This is a genomic window from Brevundimonas sp. SL161 (genome assembly GCF_049896985.1).
In the GTDB taxonomy this organism is placed as follows: Bacteria; Pseudomonadota; Alphaproteobacteria; order Caulobacterales; family Caulobacteraceae; genus Brevundimonas.
This window is the reverse complement of sequence record NZ_JAFCVJ010000009.1, coordinates 56473-73226: the sequence shown is the minus strand read 5'-3', so window position 1 is coordinate 73226 and position 16754 is coordinate 56473. Positions and strand designations below refer to the sequence as shown.

The 16754-nt window shown below is 67.9% G+C and carries 15 protein-coding genes; 8 read left to right on the top strand and 7 right to left on the bottom strand.

Annotated features, from left to right (window positions below; translation table 11 throughout):
* Positions 1-167: 167 nt before the first annotated feature.
* Positions 168-2240, bottom strand: coding sequence for a TonB-dependent receptor plug domain-containing protein (locus ACP7AU_RS08640; RefSeq protein ID WP_426051145.1), 2073 nt, complete (start codon positions 2238-2240; stop codon positions 168-170).
* A gap of 150 nt (positions 2241-2390) precedes the next feature.
* Between ACP7AU_RS08640 and fabD the strand changes: the two genes are divergently transcribed.
* The 8 genes from fabD (at position 2391) to gmk (ending at position 9036) form a co-directional block, all read left to right on the top strand.
* Complete coding sequence (fabD, locus tag ACP7AU_RS08635; protein WP_426051144.1) at positions 2391-3335, top strand: ACP S-malonyltransferase; 945 nt, start codon at positions 2391-2393, stop codon at positions 3333-3335.
* A 183-nt stretch (positions 3336-3518) separates the two neighbouring features.
* The gene (gene fabG / locus ACP7AU_RS08630; RefSeq protein WP_426039297.1) at positions 3519-4259 is read left to right on the top strand and encodes a 3-oxoacyl-[acyl-carrier-protein] reductase; all 741 of its coding nucleotides are present in this window, start codon (positions 3519-3521) and stop codon (positions 4257-4259) included.
* Positions 4259-4450, top strand: coding sequence for a hypothetical protein (locus tag ACP7AU_RS08625; RefSeq protein WP_426051143.1), 192 nt, complete (start codon positions 4259-4261; stop codon positions 4448-4450). Before fabG ends, ACP7AU_RS08625 begins: the two co-directional genes overlap by 1 nt.
* 202 nt (positions 4451-4652) lie before the next feature.
* Positions 4653-4892: an acyl carrier protein gene (locus ACP7AU_RS08620; protein ID WP_013270001.1), complete on the top strand. Its 240-nt coding sequence runs from the start codon at positions 4653-4655 to the stop codon at positions 4890-4892.
* A 110-nt stretch (positions 4893-5002) separates the two neighbouring features.
* Entirely contained in the window at positions 5003-6283 is a 1281-nt protein-coding gene (gene fabF, locus ACP7AU_RS08615; RefSeq protein ID WP_426039299.1) for a beta-ketoacyl-ACP synthase II, read from the top strand.
* A gap of 2 nt (positions 6284-6285) precedes the next feature.
* A complete protein-coding gene (gene mltG / locus ACP7AU_RS08610) occupies positions 6286-7509 on the top strand; it encodes an endolytic transglycosylase MltG (RefSeq protein ID WP_426039300.1) in 1224 nt (407 codons plus the stop codon).
* Positions 7510-7538: 29 nt separating this feature from the next.
* Entirely contained in the window at positions 7539-8405 is an 867-nt protein-coding gene (locus tag ACP7AU_RS08605; protein WP_426039355.1) for a YicC/YloC family endoribonuclease, read from the top strand.
* Entirely contained in the window at positions 8395-9036 is a 642-nt protein-coding gene (gmk, locus tag ACP7AU_RS08600; protein ID WP_426039301.1) for a guanylate kinase, read from the top strand. The genes ACP7AU_RS08605 and gmk overlap by 11 nt, the downstream gene beginning before the upstream one ends.
* Before the next feature lie 159 nt (positions 9037-9195).
* Here the strand turns inward: gmk and ACP7AU_RS08595 are convergent, their stop codons facing one another.
* The 6 genes from ACP7AU_RS08595 to ACP7AU_RS08570 form a co-directional block, all read right to left on the bottom strand.
* Complete coding sequence (locus ACP7AU_RS08595; RefSeq protein ID WP_426051142.1) at positions 9196-9726, bottom strand: dihydrofolate reductase family protein; 531 nt, start codon at positions 9724-9726, stop codon at positions 9196-9198.
* A 190-nt stretch (positions 9727-9916) separates the two neighbouring features.
* Entirely contained in the window at positions 9917-11047 is a 1131-nt protein-coding gene (locus tag ACP7AU_RS08590) for a pyridoxal phosphate-dependent aminotransferase (protein WP_426039303.1), read from the bottom strand.
* Positions 11044-11856 carry a 16S rRNA (adenine(1518)-N(6)/adenine(1519)-N(6))-dimethyltransferase RsmA gene (gene rsmA / locus ACP7AU_RS08585; protein ID WP_426051141.1) on the bottom strand — a complete coding sequence of 271 codons (813 nt, stop codon included), beginning with the start codon at positions 11854-11856 and terminating at the stop codon, positions 11044-11046. The genes ACP7AU_RS08590 and rsmA overlap by 4 nt, the downstream gene beginning before the upstream one ends.
* A 9-nt stretch (positions 11857-11865) precedes the next feature.
* Entirely contained in the window at positions 11866-12876 is a 1011-nt protein-coding gene (pdxA, locus tag ACP7AU_RS08580) for a 4-hydroxythreonine-4-phosphate dehydrogenase PdxA (RefSeq protein WP_426051140.1), read from the bottom strand.
* Between the two features lie 5 nt (positions 12877-12881).
* Positions 12882-14207, bottom strand: coding sequence for a peptidylprolyl isomerase (locus ACP7AU_RS08575; RefSeq protein WP_426051139.1), 1326 nt, complete (start codon positions 14205-14207; stop codon positions 12882-12884).
* 82 nt (positions 14208-14289) lie between these two features.
* Positions 14290-16728 (bottom strand): LPS-assembly protein LptD, encoded by a 2439-nt coding sequence (locus tag ACP7AU_RS08570; protein ID WP_426051138.1) that lies wholly within the window; start codon positions 16726-16728, stop codon positions 14290-14292.
* Positions 16729-16754: the final 26 nt, after the last annotated feature.

Sequence of the window (16754 nt, the reverse complement as noted above, 5' to 3'; positions counted from 1 at the left end):
CGTCGGCGCGGACGGACCGGGTAAGTCCGAACCACGATGGATCCTGCAGCGGCGGCCGGGATGACTTCCCGAACCCTTTGGTGTTCCGCGACCGGACCGAAGCCCTGGAAAGCGGGCGCGTATAGGGGAAAAGGGCGGTGAGGGCAATGACGCAAGCGGTTCGTTGATCAGAAGCTGCGGCGCACGCTGCCATAGGCGCTGATCGTGCCGTTGGAGCGCGAGGTTTCGGAATAGACCGGGACGCCGCGATCACGCGGCGCGCCGAACAGCACGAACTCGTTGTTTGACCCGCCGGAGACGGTAACTCCGCCGCCGAGGCTGAGGCGATCATCTGGCCGCCAACTCAGACCCGCGTTGAATGTGGGATCGATCGAGAAGCGCGACAGGGTGCTGGGGCCGAAGCTGCGCCCGGGCCGGGCGGTCGATGCGCTGACGCTCCAGTTGATGCCCTGGCTGACCAGGTTCTGGCTGAGGCCCAGGCTCAGGGTAACGGGTTGCTCGCCGGAAAGACGCCGTTCGAGCAGGGTCACGGGATCGCGGGTTTCGGACTGCCGCAGCTGAAGCGTTGCTGAGGCGATGCCGCCGCGCATGCCGTAGCTGTCCAAAGGCAGGCGGCCGGTGAATTTCGCGGTCTCGCGCGTCGCCGTCCCGACGTTGCGGGTAACGTTGTACTGGCGTGGCGTTGAGTAGCCCGGCGGTGTCTCGAAGACGACCATCTGACCCAGGACGTCGTCGTAGGCCTCGTGGGTCAGTTCGGCGACGAACGAGCCCTGACGACCGAAAACCCGTTCATATCGGGCTTGGGTCAACCAGATCTGTGCCGGACGGATGTCCGGGTTGCCGCGCCCGAAGATGCCGGTCGAGAAGGCGGCGGAGGCCTGGAAGGCCCCGAAAGAGAGTTGATCGACGTTGCGCTCCAGTTTGAAGGCCAGCTGATGCCCCGGGGCCGGAGTCCACGCGACGTTCAGGCGGGGCTTGAGGAAGCTGAGATCGGTTTCGGCCCCGCCCCCGCTGCCCGTCGTGGTGATGCGCGACCGCTCATAACGAAGCGCGCCAGTGACGCTTAGGTTTTCGCGGGGCGTCCAGACGCCGGAGACGAAACTCTCGCTGCGCAGTTCCTCCACCCGGGTGTCGTCTCCCGGAAGCAGTAGGGGTGAGCCGTCGAATAGGTAGGCGGTGCCGCTCTCGACGAAGTTGAAGGCGATCTCGGACCCCGTTTCGAAGTCGATCGATCCCCAGGGGGTCTCGAGCGAGGCGAACTTCAGAGACCCCGATCCGATGCTTTCCCCGCGCCATCCGTCGCTGACCGTAGCGGAGGTGAAGTCGGGAGTGTCGTAGGAACCGATGCTGTCGTTGTCGATCAGCTGTTGTGAGCCGAGAACCTCCAGTGTCGCCCCGAGGGGCAGGCTTCGGGTCCAGCGCAGGCCGATCTCGCCCTTGGTCTGGGTGCTTTCAGACAGGGAGGTTTCGCGACCGAACGGAACGATCAGGATATCGTCGCCCTCATAGCCGCTGCCGTTGACGTCAACGAGGCCGTTCAGGCGGATGCGCCCGCCGCCGAACGGCCCCTCGTAGACCGTAGTGCCGGACACGCCGTGGAAGTCGAACACCCCCTGGCTGCGGGCGAGCAGGAGCAGCGCGCCAGTCGGCGATCGACGCTCGCGGATGCCGTGGTTGTCTCCCGATCCCTGATAGGCGCTGAGCGAGGCTTCCAGCGATCGGCCGTCCCACTGGCACCGGGCTTGCAGGTTCAGATTGGGCTGAAGGCGGCCCTGAGTGTTGTCCGTAACGCTGGCGGAAACGGAGCCGGACACGCCGCCGTCAGGGCGGCGGATCACGTTGGCCACGACCGCCTTGCCCTGCATGTCGATACCGCCGGCGCCCGCTCGAACGATGTCGATGCGAACGACCTGCGCGGCCGGGATACGGGACAGGATGGACTGAAGGGAATCGCTGCGGACCGGCGGGCGTTCGCCGTCGATCAGGATGTTGCCGACGGTTCCGGCGAAGCCCCGGCCCGACGTGCCGCCGTCAAACTGGAAGCCCGGAATGCGCCCGATCATGTCCAGCGCCGTCACCGGTCGGAACTCTGTGAAGAAGGTCGCCGGGTAGTTGGTGACATTGGCATCGACGGTCAGCGCGGCGCTGGCCTGAGCCAAGGCGGCGGACGAAATGACGAGGTTCAAACCCAGGACGGCCGCACCCGCCAGCGCGCACACGCTCCTACGTCCAACCGCCATGCAACGCCCCCAAGAATCCTACTCTTAACCCTAGGTTGCTGGTGATTGTGTCGGATGAACGGCGACGCTTGCGGGGTCTTGTCGGCCTTGAGCCGATGGACAGGTTGGCCTACCCCTCCGCGCTTCTGACAACGATCACGGACCCTATCGATGACCCTCGCCCTCCTGTTCCCCGGACAAGGCAGCCAGGCGGTCGGCATGGGCGCGGCGCTGGCCGACGCCTTCGCTTCGGCGCGGGATGTGTTCGCCGAGATCGACCAGGCCCTGGGACAGGATCTGTCCGGCCTGATGCGCAACGGACCCGAGGACCAGCTGACCCTGACCGAGAACGCCCAGCCGGCCCTGATGGCCGTGTCCCTGGCCGTCATGCGGGTGCTGGACAAGGAGTTCGGCGTCTCCGTGGATCGCGCCGCCTTCGTCGCCGGCCATTCGCTGGGCGAATATTCTGCCCTGGCGGCGGCGGGCGCCTTGTCGCTGACCGACACCGCCCGCCTGTTGAAACTGCGCGGCCAGGCCATGCAGCGGGCCGTGCCCGTGGGACAGGGGGCGATGGCCTCCCTCATCGGGCCGAAAACCGACCTCGCATTGGCCGAAGCCGCCGCTGCGGCAGGCGCCGAGCTCGGGGTCTGCGTCGTCGCCAACGACAACAACAACGGCAATGTCGTCATCTCGGGCGAGAAGGCCGCCGTCGATCGCGCCATCGAAAAGGCCAAGGAACTGGGCGCGCGGGCGATCCCGCTGAACGTCTCGGCGCCCTTCCACTGTCCGCTGATGCAGCCCGCCGCCGACGAGATGGCGACCGCCCTGGCGGCGGCCTCGCTGGTCTCTCCCGTCGTGCCGCTCGTGGCCAACATCACCGCCCGGCCTGAAGCCGACGCCGCTGCGATCCGTCGCCTGCTGGTCGAACAGGTCACCTGTCGCGTCCGCTGGCGCGAGTCGATGGAGTGGATGGCGACCGAAGGGGGCGTGACCCGTTTCGTCGAGGTCGGCTCCGGCAAGGTCCTGATCGGCATGGCCAGACGCATCGCCCCCGACGCCGAGAGCCTGGCGCTCAACACGCCGGAAGATATCGAGGCATTTGCGAAGTCGCTTTGATTTCTGTCTCCCCTTGCGGGAGAAGGTGGCAGCCCCCCGAGGTGATCGGGGGCTGACAGACGAGGGGGCGCACCGGTCTATGCGGTGACCCGTCGCAAACCAATCGGAGAGGTCCGCGTGACCCCTCATCCGGCCCTCCGGGCCACCGTCTCCCGCAAAGGGAGAAGGGACAGGGAGACTCAAATGTTCGACCTCACAGGCAAGACCGCCCTCATTACCGGCGCCACGGGCGGTATCGGCGGGGCCGTGGCCCGCGCCCTGCACGCGCAGGGCGCCACCGTCGTCCTGTCCGGCACGCGCGAGGCCGCTCTGGCGCAACTGGCGGCGGAGCTTGGGGACCGTGCGACGTTCTCGGCCGCGAACCTGTCGGAGCCGACCTCTGTCGATGGCCTCGTGGCGGCGGCGGAAGCCGTGGCGGGAGCTCCCCTGGATATCCTCGTCGCCAATGCGGGCATCACCAAGGACGGCCTGCTGATGCGGATGAAGGACGAGGACTTCCAGTCCGTCCTCACCGTCAATCTCGAGAGTTATTTCCGCCTGTCGCGCGCCGTGATGAAGGGGATGATGAAGCGCCGTTCGGGCCGGATCATCGGCATCACCTCGGTGGTCGGCGTCACCGGAAATGCCGGCCAGACCAACTATGCGGCGTCCAAGGCCGGGATGATCGGCTTTTCCAAATCTCTGGCCCAGGAGGTCGGCAGCCGGGGCATCACCGTGAACTGCATCGCCCCGGGTTTCATCACCTCGCCGATGACCGACGTGCTCAACGAGCAGCAGCGCGAGGGCATTCTGCGCAACATCCCGGCCGGGCGTCTGGGCACGGGCGACGAGATCGCCGCCGCCGCCGTCTATCTGTCGTCCGACGAAGCCGCCTATGTCACGGGGCAGACGCTGCACGTGAACGGCGGCATGGCGATGATCTGATGATCGCCCTCCGCTACCTCGCCACCATCCTCAGCGGTCCGCTGTTGCTGATCGGCGTCATCTGGGTGCTTCAGGGGCTGAACGTCCTGCCGGGCAGTTTCATGACCGGCCAGATCATCTGGGCGATCTACGGTGCGCCGATGGCCCTGGTGGGCGGCACCCTGGTCTGGTGGGTCAACCGCCGCCGCTGATCAAGGCCCTCGGGCTCAAGTCGCGCGATCGCGCGATCGCCCATCAATGAGAGTTCACACCTATTTCCCTCGCCGAGGGGTGTGCTAAAGGCCGAGCAACCGGTTGGGTCAGTGAGGCGTTGCCTCTTGCGCAAGCGGAGCCGTCGTGAGACGGCAAGACCATCATACGCCGCCCCGGCGGCTCTAGAAGGCAGAGACACACATGTCCGACACCCTGGAACGCGTCCGCAAGATCGTCATTGACCACCTGGACGCCGATCCGGACAAGGTCACCGAAAAGGCCAGCTTCATCGACGACCTGGGCGCTGACTCGCTCGACAACGTCGAACTGGTCATGGCCTTCGAAGAAGAGTTCGATATCGAGATCCCCGACGACGCCGCCGAACACATTCAGACCGTCGGCGACGCGGTGAAGTTCATCGACGAGAAGACCGCGGCCTAAGCCTCGGTCGGCTCAGCCGGCAGTCAATGGCCGCCCGGCCCTCCTAGCGGAGAGGCCCGGCGGCCATTACTGTTTCTGATTCAGGATTCGTGGAGCTGGAGCCCGACATCATGCGTCGCGTCGTCGTTACCGGTCTCGGCCTTGTCACGCCCCTGGGCAACGGGGTCGATTTAAGCTGGAAAGGCATTCTCGAGGGCCGTTCCGGCATCCGACAGATCACGGCCTTCGATACCGAGGGCTTCGGCTGCACCATCGCGGGCGAGGTTCCGAGCGTGGACGGTCGCGGCGGGGGCGGGCCCGACATCCCCGGCAGCTTCGATCCCGACGCCATCATGACGCCCAAGGAACGCAAGCGGGTCGACGACTTCATCCTGTTCGGCATCGCAGCGGCCGACGAGGCTCTGAATGACGCCAATTGGCATCCCGAGACGGACGAGGACAAGGAACGCACCGGCGTAATCATGGGGGCGGGCATAGGCGGCCTGGGTCCCATCGCCGACAGCGCGGCGATCCTGGCCGAATCCGGTCCGCGCCGCGTCAGCCCCTTCTTCATCCCGTCGGCCCTGATCAACCTGGCCAGCGGCCAGATCTCGATCCGCCACGGCCTGAAGGGGCCGAACCACGCCGTCGTGACGGCCTGCGCCTCCGGCGTGCACGCCATCGGCGACGCGGCGCGGATGATCATGCTGGACGATGCCGATGTGATGGTGGCGGGCGGGGCCGAGAGCTCCATCGTGCCGCTCGGTATCGCCGGCTTCCTCGCCTGCAAGGCCCTGTGCACCGCCTATAACGACACGCCGGAGAAGGCCTCGCGCCCCTATGACCGCGGTCATGCCGGCTTTGTCATGGGCGAGGGCGCCGGGGTCGTCATCCTCGAGGAATACGAACACGCCAGGGCGCGTGGCGCGAAGATCTACGCCGAGGTCATTGGCTACGGCATGTCGGGCGACGCCTGGCACATCACCGCTCCGTCCGAGGACGGAGACGGCGCCTATCGCGCCATGAAGGCGGCGGTGAAACGGGCCGGGATCGCGGTCGAGGACATAGACTACGTCAACGCCCACGGTACCTCGACCATGGCCGACTGGATCGAGCTGCGCGCGGTCGAGCGGCTGGTCGGCGATCATGCGAAAGACATGGCCATGTCCTCGACCAAATCGATGACCGGACACCTGCTCGGCGCCGCCGGGGCCATCGAGGCGGTGTTCAGCATTCTGGCCATCCGCGACCAGATCGCGCCGCCGACGATCAACCTCGACGACCCGGAACACGAAACCGCCATCGATCTCGTGCCACACAGGGGCAAGCCGATGGAGATCGATGTGGCCATGTCCAACAGCTTCGGATTCGGCGGCACCAACGCCTCGATCATCTTCCGCAAGGTCGCCTGACCGTGGCGAACGCCGGGGGGGCGCCGAAACGGCAGCGTCCGGGTCTGATGGCGGCGCTGCTGGCGGCGTCCGCGACCTTCAGCCTGTTCCTGATTGCGGCCCTGGCCTGGGGATGGAGCGTCTATTACGCGCCCGGGCCGACGGCGCGCGAAGGCGACACGACGGTGGTCACCCTCCCGTCCGGGTCGGGCGTCTCGGCCATCGCCGCGACGCTGAAGCGCGCCGGCGTGATCCGGTCCGTCGACATGTTCAAGGCTGCCGCCACCCTGACCGGGGCGGATCGTCGACTGCGCGCCGGCGAGTACGAAGTGCCGACCCGCGCCTCGCTGAAGGCCGTCATTGGCCTGCTGACCGACGGGCGGGTGGTGCGCCATTTCGTGACCATCCCCGAGGGCTGGTCCTCGGCCCAGGCGGTGGACATCCTGAACGCTGAGACGATCCTGACGGGGACCATCGACGAGGACCCGGAGGAGGGCTCCCTGTGGGCCGACACCTATGAGATCTCGCGGGGCGAGACCCGGGCCTCGGTGATCGCGCGGATGCAGCGCGACGCCGCCGACAATCTGGCCGAGCTCTGGGCCGCCCGCAGCCCCAACACCGTCGTCCGGACCCCCGAGGAGGCCGTGATCCTGGCGTCTGTTGTGGAGAAGGAGACCGGGCTGGCGCGCGAACGGCCCCGCGTCGCGGCCGTGTTTTCGAACCGGCTGCGGATCGGCATGCGGCTGGAGAGCGATCCGACCATCATCTACGGCATCACCAAAGGCCGTCCGCTGGGACGCGGTATCCGTCTGTCGGAGCTGCAGCGCGACACGGGCTGGAACACCTATCTGATCGACGGCCTGCCGCCGACGCCGATCGCCAATCCTGGCCGTCAGGCGCTGGAGGCGGTGCTCAATCCGCCGACGACCCAGGACCTGTTCTTCGTCGCTGACGGGACGGGCGGCCACGCCTTCGCCCGGACCTATGAAGAGCATCTGATGAACGTGTCGCGCTGGCGGGCGATCGAGGCGGGCAAGGCCCCGCCGGCCGAGACCCTGCCGCCCGGCGCGGTTCCCGGCGCCCCGCCGCCCGGACAGGGCGCGCCGGAAGGCGCGGCGGTCGCCCCGCCCACCGTGACCGGCGAGGCCGTGATCACCATGCAGGCGCCGGGAACGGTGACGCCGTCGCGGACCCTGCGTCCCACGCCCCCGGCGACCACACCGCCGGTTCCGGCGAACGGACCGTGAGCGTGTCGTCAGGCCCCATCCTGTCCGGAATGACCGGCTTCGGCCGGGCCGATGGCGCCCTCGACGGCTGGACCTGGTCGGTCGAGGCGCGCTCGGTCAACGGTCGCAATCTGGAGGTCCGCTTCCGGGGTCCGAACGGCTTCGACAACCTCGAGCGGCTCGCCAAGGCGGCCGGTCAGGCGCGTCTGAGCCGGGGTCAGGTCACGATCGGCATCCAGGCGCGCCGCGCGCAGGGCGACGCCTCGGCCCTGAAGGTCAACGAGGCCGTGCTGGCCCGTTACTTCCAGCTCGCCAACCAGCTGGCCGAGGAGGGGGCGACGCCGCCCTCCGCCGATGGCCTGCTGGCCCTGCGGGGCGTGCTGGATATCGACGAGGAGGCCGAGGATCCCGAGGCACGCGCCCCGATCGAGGCCGCCATGTCCGCCACCGTCGAACAGACGCTCGACGCGCTGAAACTCTCCCGCGAACGCGAGGGCGCCCAGTTGCGGCCCGTGATCGAGGACTTCGTCTCCCGCATCGAGAGCCTCGTCGCCACGGCCGAGACCGGGGCCGCCGCCCAGACGGAAGCCGTCCGCGAACGCTTCGCCCGCCGCATGGCCGAACTGGCGCCTGACGCGCCGGGGCTTGAAGACCGGATCGTGCTGGAGGCCGCCGCGCTCGCGACGAAAGCGGATGTGCGCGAGGAGCTGGACCGGCTGACCGCACACGTCGCCTCTGCCCGCGCCCTGCTGGATCAACCGCCTTCGGGCCGCAAATTGGACTTCCTGATGCAGGAGTTCATGCGCGAGGCGAACACCCTCTGTTCGAAATCGGCTACGACCGCGCTGACCGCCACAGGCCTGGACCTGAAGGCGGTCATCGAACAGCTTCGAGAGCAAGTACAGAATGTCGAATGAACGCACGCCCCGTCGGGGCGTCCTCCTGATCGTCGCCAGCCCCTCGGGGGCCGGCAAGACGTCGCTGTGCCGACGGCTGATGGCCGACCACGGCGGGCTGGAGCTGTCGGTCTCGATGACCACGCGCAGCATCCGCCCGGGCGAGGTGGCCGACCGCGACTATCACTTCGTCTCGCCGGAAGACTTCCAGAGCCTGATCGATGCCGACGCCTTCCTGGAATGGGCCGACGTCCACGGCTCTCGCTACGGCAGCCCGCGCGCGCCGATCGACAAGGCCCTCGCCGAGGGTCGTGACGTGCTGTTCGACATTGATTGGCAGGGCGCGCGCGATATCGCGACGAAGTGCCCGGAAGACGCCGTGCGGGTCTTCATCCTGCCGCCCACCCTCGAAGAGCTGAAGCGCCGTCTGGTGACCCGGTCGCAGGACGCCGACGACGTCATCGAGCGCCGGATCGCCAACGCCAAGGGCGAGATCGAGCACTGCACAGACTTCGACTATGTCTTCGTCAACGACGACTTCGACCGCTCCTATGCGGAGCTGGCCCACATCTATCACTCCGAACGCAGCCGCCGGTTCCGCAACATCTGGGTCGCCGATTACCAGTCGGCCCTGCTGGCCGAGGCCGTCTAGCGCCTTTTCGCCTCCCCTCCGTGCACCCCGGCGAAGGCCGGGGTCCAGATCACAGATTCCGTCGGCTCGGATTTCGCACCGAGAGCAACGTGTAGGTAGGAGTTCGCCATTTGGACCCCGGCCTCCGCCGGGGTGCACGGTGATAAGAGACCTCGCGCCTCAGGTCGGGACGTAGGTCAGCCGGACCACCGACTCGCCGATCGGTTGGTTTCCCACGAGCCGCAGCGGCGGCCTGGCGTCCTTGAAGAAGGGCGTTCCGCCGCCCAGTATGACCGGGTGCAGGTAGATCTGATACGCGTCGATCAGCCCCATCGACATCAGGATCGCGGCCAAGGCCGGTCCGGCGACCTCGATCTCCCCGTCCTGTTCCGCCTTGAGCGTGCGGATCGCCGTCTCCAGATTGCCCTTCAGCAGCGTCGCGTTGGGACCGACCGACGTGTGCGACCGGGACGCGACCCATTTCGGGCTGTCGCGCCAGACCCCGGCGTAGTCCCGCTCGGCATCGTCCCACTCGGGCTGATCCTCGTCCCAGTAGCGCATGATCTCGTACATCCGGCCGCCGTAGATACTGCCTGTCACTCGCCCCATGTGTTCGATGAAATGGCGAAACAGGACGGCGTCGGGCGCGAAGCCGTCGTGATCCACATAGCCGTCCAGCGACTGGTTCAGACCATAGATCAGCTTCGCCATCTGGCCCCCCTCCCTGCGCGGCGAGAGAATAGCCTTCGTCTCTGCGGAGTCCATGCGTGGGCCGGCCGCATCGCTCGGACCCCGGAAGAGTCCAGAAATATCGCAGGCTGAAAGACAGAGTCTGGCTACAACTGATTGTAATCAATCATTTGCACTCTGTGCACCCTGTCCTCTGGAGTGCAATTCCGGGTCAGGCGGATCGGGCCTCGAACCACGGTGTAATGCGGCGCAGGGCCTCCTCGATCTCCGGCGTCGAGACGGCGAAGCTGAACCGCATGAAGCGGTGGCCGTCGACGGGATCGAAGTCCACGCCGGGCGCCGTGGCCACGCCCGTGTCTCTCAGAAGCTGCTCGCAGAAGGCCACGCTGTCGTCGGTCAGGTGGCCGATGTCGGCCCAGATGTAGAAGGCGCCGTCAGGCGGGGCGATGGACTTCAGGCCCAGGGCCGGCAGGGCCTCCAGCATCAGGGTGCGGTTGCGGGCGTAGGTCTCGATATGGCCCTCCAGCACCGCGTGCTGGTCCATCGCGACCAGGCCCGCGTGCTGGCTCAGCGACGGCGGGGTCAGGAACAGGTTGCCGATGTAGGCGCGGGCCCGCTCGATATGATCGTGCGGGACCAGCAGCCAGCCCAGCCGCCACCCGGCCATGCTCCAGTATTTGGAGAAGCTGCTGATCACCATGGCCTCGGGCGCGAACTGCAGCAGCGACGGCTGGGGCCCGACGTAGCTGAGGCCGTGGTAGATCTCGTCGGACAGGATCTGGATCCCCTTGCGCGCACAGACCCCGGCGATGGCGGTCAGTTCCTCGGCCGCGATCACCGACCCCGTCGGGTTGGCCGGGCTGGCGATGATCACCCCGGCCGGCGCAGGCTCCAGCGCATCAAGTGCGGCGGCGGTCAACTGGTAGTGTTCGTCGGGGCCGCAGGCGATCTCCACCGGGACCATCCGCAGGGCCTTCACCGTGTTGCGGTAGGCGACATAGCCGGGCCGGGCCATGGCGATCCGGTCGCCGGGCGCGAACCGCGACGACAGACCCAGGACCAGGGCCGGCGAGGCCCCGTTGGTCAGCAGCAGCCGGTCGGGCGAGACGCTGACCCCATACCGCTCGTCGTACAGCCGGGCGATGCGCGCCTTCAGCGGTGCGCTTTCCCAGTAGCCCATGCTGTCGATGTCGAGCACGCGATGCGCCTCGGCAATCGCGGCGGGCGGGGCGCCGGTCGAGGGCTGGCCGAACTCCATGTGGATCACCGACCGCCCCTCGGCCTTCAGGGCATGGGCCAGACGGCTGATGGCGATGGCGCGGAAGGGTTCGATTTCACTCATGACTGGAGGGCTCCGGCGAGGCGGAGGAAGCCCGCGATGTCGATGACTTCGGCGCGGGCGTCCGGGTCGATCCCGGCGGCTTCGCACAGGGCGCCGCCACCCAGCTGTTTCAGGCTGGAGCGCAGCATCTTCCTGCGCTGGCCGAAGGCGGCGGCCGTGACCCGCTCCAGCCGCTTCAGGGTCGCGGCATCGGGCCGGTCGGCGCGAGGCACGACATGGACGACGGCCGAGGCGACCTTGGGCGGCGGGGTGAAGGCGGCGGCCGGTAGATGCATCACGATCTTCACTTCGGCCACGGCCTGGGAGATGACCGCCAGGCGGCCATAGGCGTCGTCGCCCGGCGCGGCCACAATCCGCTCGGCGACCTCCTTCTGGAACATCAGGGTCATGGCGACAGGCGTCCACGCTCCCGTCAGCCAGTCGATCAGCAGGGGCGTGCCGACGTTGTAGGGCAGGTTGGAAACGACATGGGCCGGCCCCTCGACCAGCGTCCCCTGATCGACCTTCAGCGCATCGGCCTCGACGATGGTCAGCCGCCCGTCGCCGGTGTCCAGCTCAGCCAACAGCGGCAGGAAGCGGGGATCCTTCTCGATCAGGACCACCTTGCCGGCGTCGCTCTCGAGGATGGCGCGGGTCAGGCCGCCGGGGCCGGGACCGACCTCGATCACGGCCCGGCCCTCGAACGGCCCCGCGAGGCGGACGATCTTTCGCGTGATGTTGAGGTCCAGCAGGAAATGCTGGCCGAAGCTCTTTTTGGCCAGCAGGCCGTGGGCTTCGAGGGATTCGCGGAGGGGGGGGAGGTCGGTCACCGCGCCGTGTTAGCCCGCCGCTCGCCGCGCCGCCATCTCCGAGGCCAGACGGATGGCGGCGATCAGGCTATCGGGCCGCGCGATCCCCTTGCCGGCGATGTCGAAGCCGGTGCCGTGGTCGGGCGAGGTGCGGATGACCGGCAGGCCCAGTGTCGCATTGACCCCGCCCCAGAAGTCCAGCGTCTTCACCGGGATCAGGGCCTGGTCGTGGTACAGGCAGATGGCGGCGTCGTACCGCGTCCGCGCCTCGTCATGGAACATCGTGTCGGCGGGCAGGGGATCGGTGATGTCGATCCCCTCGGCGCGCAGGGTCTCGGCTGTCGGCCTCAGGACGGTGATCTCCTGCAGGCCCAGCGCCCCGCCTTCGCCCGCATGCGGGTTCAGGGCGGCGAGGGCCAGCCGGGGTCGGGCGATGCCGAAGTCGCGGCGCAGGACCTCGTGGACGACGCGGGCGGTGCGGGCGACGCGCTCCCCGGTCACCAGTTCGGGCACCTGGTCCAGGGCGACGTGGATGGTGACAAGGCAGGCGCGCAGGTTCTTCGCCGTCAGCATCATCACCGGCCCGCGCGTCCCGGCGTAGGGAGCGTCGGCGGTCAGTTCGGCGATGAACTCGGTGTGCCCCGGGAAGCGGAAGCCGGCGGCATAGAGGGGAGCCTTGGCGATGGGGGCCGTGACCACGCCCGACGCCTCGCCCGACAGGGCCAGGGCCACGGCGCGCTCGATCCAGTCGGCGACCACGGCGGCATTGCGCGGATCGGGCTTGCCCGGCTCGATCGGCGCTGGAGCCGGATGATTCAGGACGGGCAGGGCGCGGGCGAAGACGGTCGCCGCATCGGACAGGTCGCCGATCTCCCGCACGGGCACGCCTTGCGCTTCAAGCAGCCGGATGTCGCCGATGACGGCGAAAGGAGCCTGCCCCGAGAGCGCGCTCCAGGCCTTGGCGATGATCTCCGCACCGACGCCCGCCGGTTCGCCCAGGGTGAGGACCAGCGGCCCCACGCTGCCGGAAACCGCCGCCACCCCGGTTACTTCATTTCGATCAGGGAGTCGGCCCGCAGGTCACGGATATAGCGGCGCGCCAGCATCGCAAGGTTCTGGTTCCGCAGACGGGCCTCGACCTCCTGATAGCTGGGGACATCCACGCCGCCCACCCGACGGCCGCAGACGGCGAGCAGGTGGATGCCGAGAGGCGTGCGGACCGGGTTCGACACCGTGTTCACCTCGGCCGAACGAGCGACCTGCTGGAACTGGGGCGCCAGGTTGGCCACGTCGCTTTCGCCGAGGTCCGAACCGAGCAGGCCCGCTTCCGACGTCGCGCGCTGCAAAATATTGTCGCAGGTCAGGCTGGCGCGGATCCCTTCGAGACGCTGGGTGGCGGCGGCGACCTCTTCCGTGGTTGCGGTCTCCGGAAGCTCGATCATCGCCTGCTTCAGCGAGACCAGGCTGGTCGCCGCGCCCGTGCGCTTGTCGCGCATGTAGATGATGTAGACGCCGCCATCGACCGGAATGGGACGCGACAGTTGACCGACCTGCAGCGAGTCCAGCGCGGCCTGCAGAGCCGGCTGCACCGTGCCCTGGACGACCCAGCCGGCGTCGCCGCCGCGGGCCGCCGAAGGCGCGGCCGAGAACTGGCGGGCCACGGCCTGGAAGGCCGCGCCCTGGACCATCTGGGTGACCAGCTGCTCGGCGCCGTTCACGGCCGCCTGCTGGCCGCCGACGCGGTTGGCCTCAAGATAGATCTCGCCGATCAGATACTGGGGCTTGGACGCGGCTTCGGTCAGTTGGCGCAAGGTCTGATCGACCTGGGCGCGGCTGACGCGCGAGCGACTGTTGAAGCGACCACCGACCAGTTCACGCCAGCCGATCTCGGTGCGCAGCTGTTCGCGCATGGCCTCGGGGCGGATGCCGCCCTGGGCCAGGAAGGCCATGTAGTTCTCGGGCGTCGTGCCGGCCTCCTGCGCCATGCCCGCGATTTCCTGATTCACTTCCTCGTCGCTGATCTTCAGGGTTTCGTAGTTGGCGATCTCCTGGGACTGGAGACGTTCCTCGATCAGCGCCTGGAGCGCCTGCTGCTGGATCGCCGGGATATTCTCCTCGGTCGGCTGCACCTGGCTCATGGCGATGACCGACAGCATGCGCTGACGCAGGTCGAAGCCGGTGATGACCTGGTCGTTGACCGTAGCGACGATGCCGTCCGCCAGGGTGAACTCGGGTTCCGCAGCGGCGGCGGTGGCGGGGGCCTGCTCGGCGGCAGGATCGAGCGTGCCCGCCGCCTGACCCGCAGGGGCGGTCTGGGCAATCGCCGCACCGGCGACCAGCGCGGCCATCGCGACCCCGGCCGTAAAACGCATTAAACGCATGGTCAGTCCTGATTCCTTCGAGCCTGCTGCCCCGATTCTCCACCGGGTTGGCGCACGCCTTTACGCGTCATGCCTAACGCAAGCCGTTTGATCCATAGCCTGACCCTCCAAAAGTGGCGAGGTTTAGACGGAAGTAGACACCCCCGGACGGGCCGGTAGGGCTGACGCGGGTGTTGTCGCGGCGATAGCCGACCTCGATGCGGAAGCAATCGTCATCGAACACGACGCCGACTTCCGAGCGGGTGATCAGGTTGCGTTCAAGGTCAGCGATGCCGGCGACGGCCACGCCCCAGTTTCCCGCGATGAATTGCTGGCCCGCCAACTGCACGAATTCGTAGTTGCGGTTGAGTGGTCCATCCTGGGGATTGGAGCGGTCGACGATATAGCTGGCGGTCGCCAGGTTGCGACGGCCCCAACGGCCGTCCACGGCCATCTCGGCGCGGCGGATGTCGCCAGATCCGTCCACCGTTGCGTGGCCCCAGCCCCGGATTCGGTCGGACGGCTGGAAGCTGCCCTGAACCACCCAGTCGGAGGTCTGGGCCGCCAGCCCGGTCGGATCGTAAAGGTTGTTCGGCGCGTCGGGGATCGGGATGCGGAAGTTGTCCTGTTCGGCGTCGCGCATGCTTCGTCCGACAAACAGGCTGGCGGTCCGGCCCTCGCTCCAGCGCACGGTAGCGCGCACCCCGGCCGTGACGCGGACCCCGCCCTCCATCAGGTCGTAGCCGGGGAAGCGGTCGATCCGGAACAGGGACGATTCGTCCAGCTCCAGCGTCTGGGCGTCCTCGACCGGGATGCGCGGATCGAGGTCCGGATCTGTCGAGATCGAAATCTGGCCGAGCGGCTCGACGATGAGATCGGCCCCGTCGCTGAGGCGGCGGATCAGGGGGTAGCTGACGTCCAGGCCGATCGTGGCGCGCTGGCGCGTGATGGTCTCGTCTTTCAGCCCGAGGATCGGCGGCAGGTCAGCGACCGAATAGACGTCGACGCGGCCATCGACGAACGGCTCGTAGCGCACGCCTGCGGGTGAGGTGAAGGACCGGCGCCAGTCCAGCTGACCGGTCACACGCCGGCTGTCGACACCGGGCAGACCGAGGGTCGAGCCCACCGGAATGATCTCGGGCCGCAGGACGGGGCTGCCGAAATAATCGTCGCGATAGAGCGACACGGCGGACCCGCGCAGGCGCAGGCGGCCGCCGAGGACGGCGCCGGCCGGCTCCCACCGAGCGTCGATCAGGGGCGCGACGAGCGGCAGGGCGCCGTCGGACTCGAACACGTTCAGCGCCGGGGTTACGTCGTTGAACCGGGCGACCCGCAGGCTCTGGATCGAGAAGGCTGCGACCGACAGATAGGAGCGCGCGGTCTGGCGTTCGGCGTAGAGCTGGCTGATCAGCCGGCGCTGGTCGCCGTAGTAGAGGCCGTTGTCCTGATACGGGTCGATGACGTCGTAGCGGTCGAACAGGGTCTTGTCGGAGGTCCGCTCGGCGGTAAAGCCCCAGCGCCAGGGGCCCGCCGGGTCGAACTTGCCGTAACCGAGGAAATAGCTGCGGCTGGTGCGGTCGCCGAAATCGACGTTGCTCTCGGCACGACCATCGCCGTTCAGGTCGAAGTCGCCGAAACTCTGGGCATAGGTATAGCCGCCGCGGGCCACGATGGTCCCCTCGGCGAAGCGGCGGCGCCATCGCAGGTTAAGGAACGGCAGGACCCGGGTGTTGAACTGCGGGCTGATCAGCCAGTCCTCGGACGGCGACATGACTTTCAGGTAGGGCGTCTCCACCGACACGCCGCGCCCGTCGTCATAGTTGAAGATCGGGATCAGGAAGCCCGAGGCCCGATCCACCGTCGGGTCGGGATGGGCAAAGAAGGGCGTCCAGAGAACCGGAACCCCGCCGACCTTGAACACGGCGTTGCGATAGAGAACCGCGCGCAGCTCCTCGTCCTGGACCACCTTCTCGGCCTGGATCGAGATACTGGGCGTCTTCGGATTGCCCTCGGCGTCGCAGATCGGGCAGGGGGTGAAGAGCGCGTAATTCAGCTCGTTCACATTCTCGGAACGCCGCACTGCCGTGGCGGCCATCAGGCTGGCGCCGTTGGTCGTGCGGGTGGCGAAATCGACGGCGACGCCGGCTCGCAGGTCGGAATCGAGCTCGAGGTGGCTGGCGAAGACGGTGTTGCGGTCGGGATCGACCAATTCCACGTCGCCGTCCGCCGTGCCGATGCCCTGGGCGATGTCATAGGTGACCGCGCGGCCGCGCAGGGTGTGCCCCTGGAAACGGGCATAGACCCGATCCCGTTCGCCCGTGGCGCTGATGACGTCGCCCTGACGCCCGGCCTGGTCGGCTTCGATATAGATCGCATCCGGCGTCAGGCCGTCCTGAATCACGGCCGGCGGCGAGGTCTGGGCGGGCGTGGTCTGGGCCATCGCGGGCAGGGGCGCACAGGCCAGCAACGCCGCACCCGCCAGGAGGCGGTCACGCAGTGCATTCTTGCGAGAGACGGCGCCTTCAGCCCGCATTGATCAACCGTTCCTTCAGGCCCCCG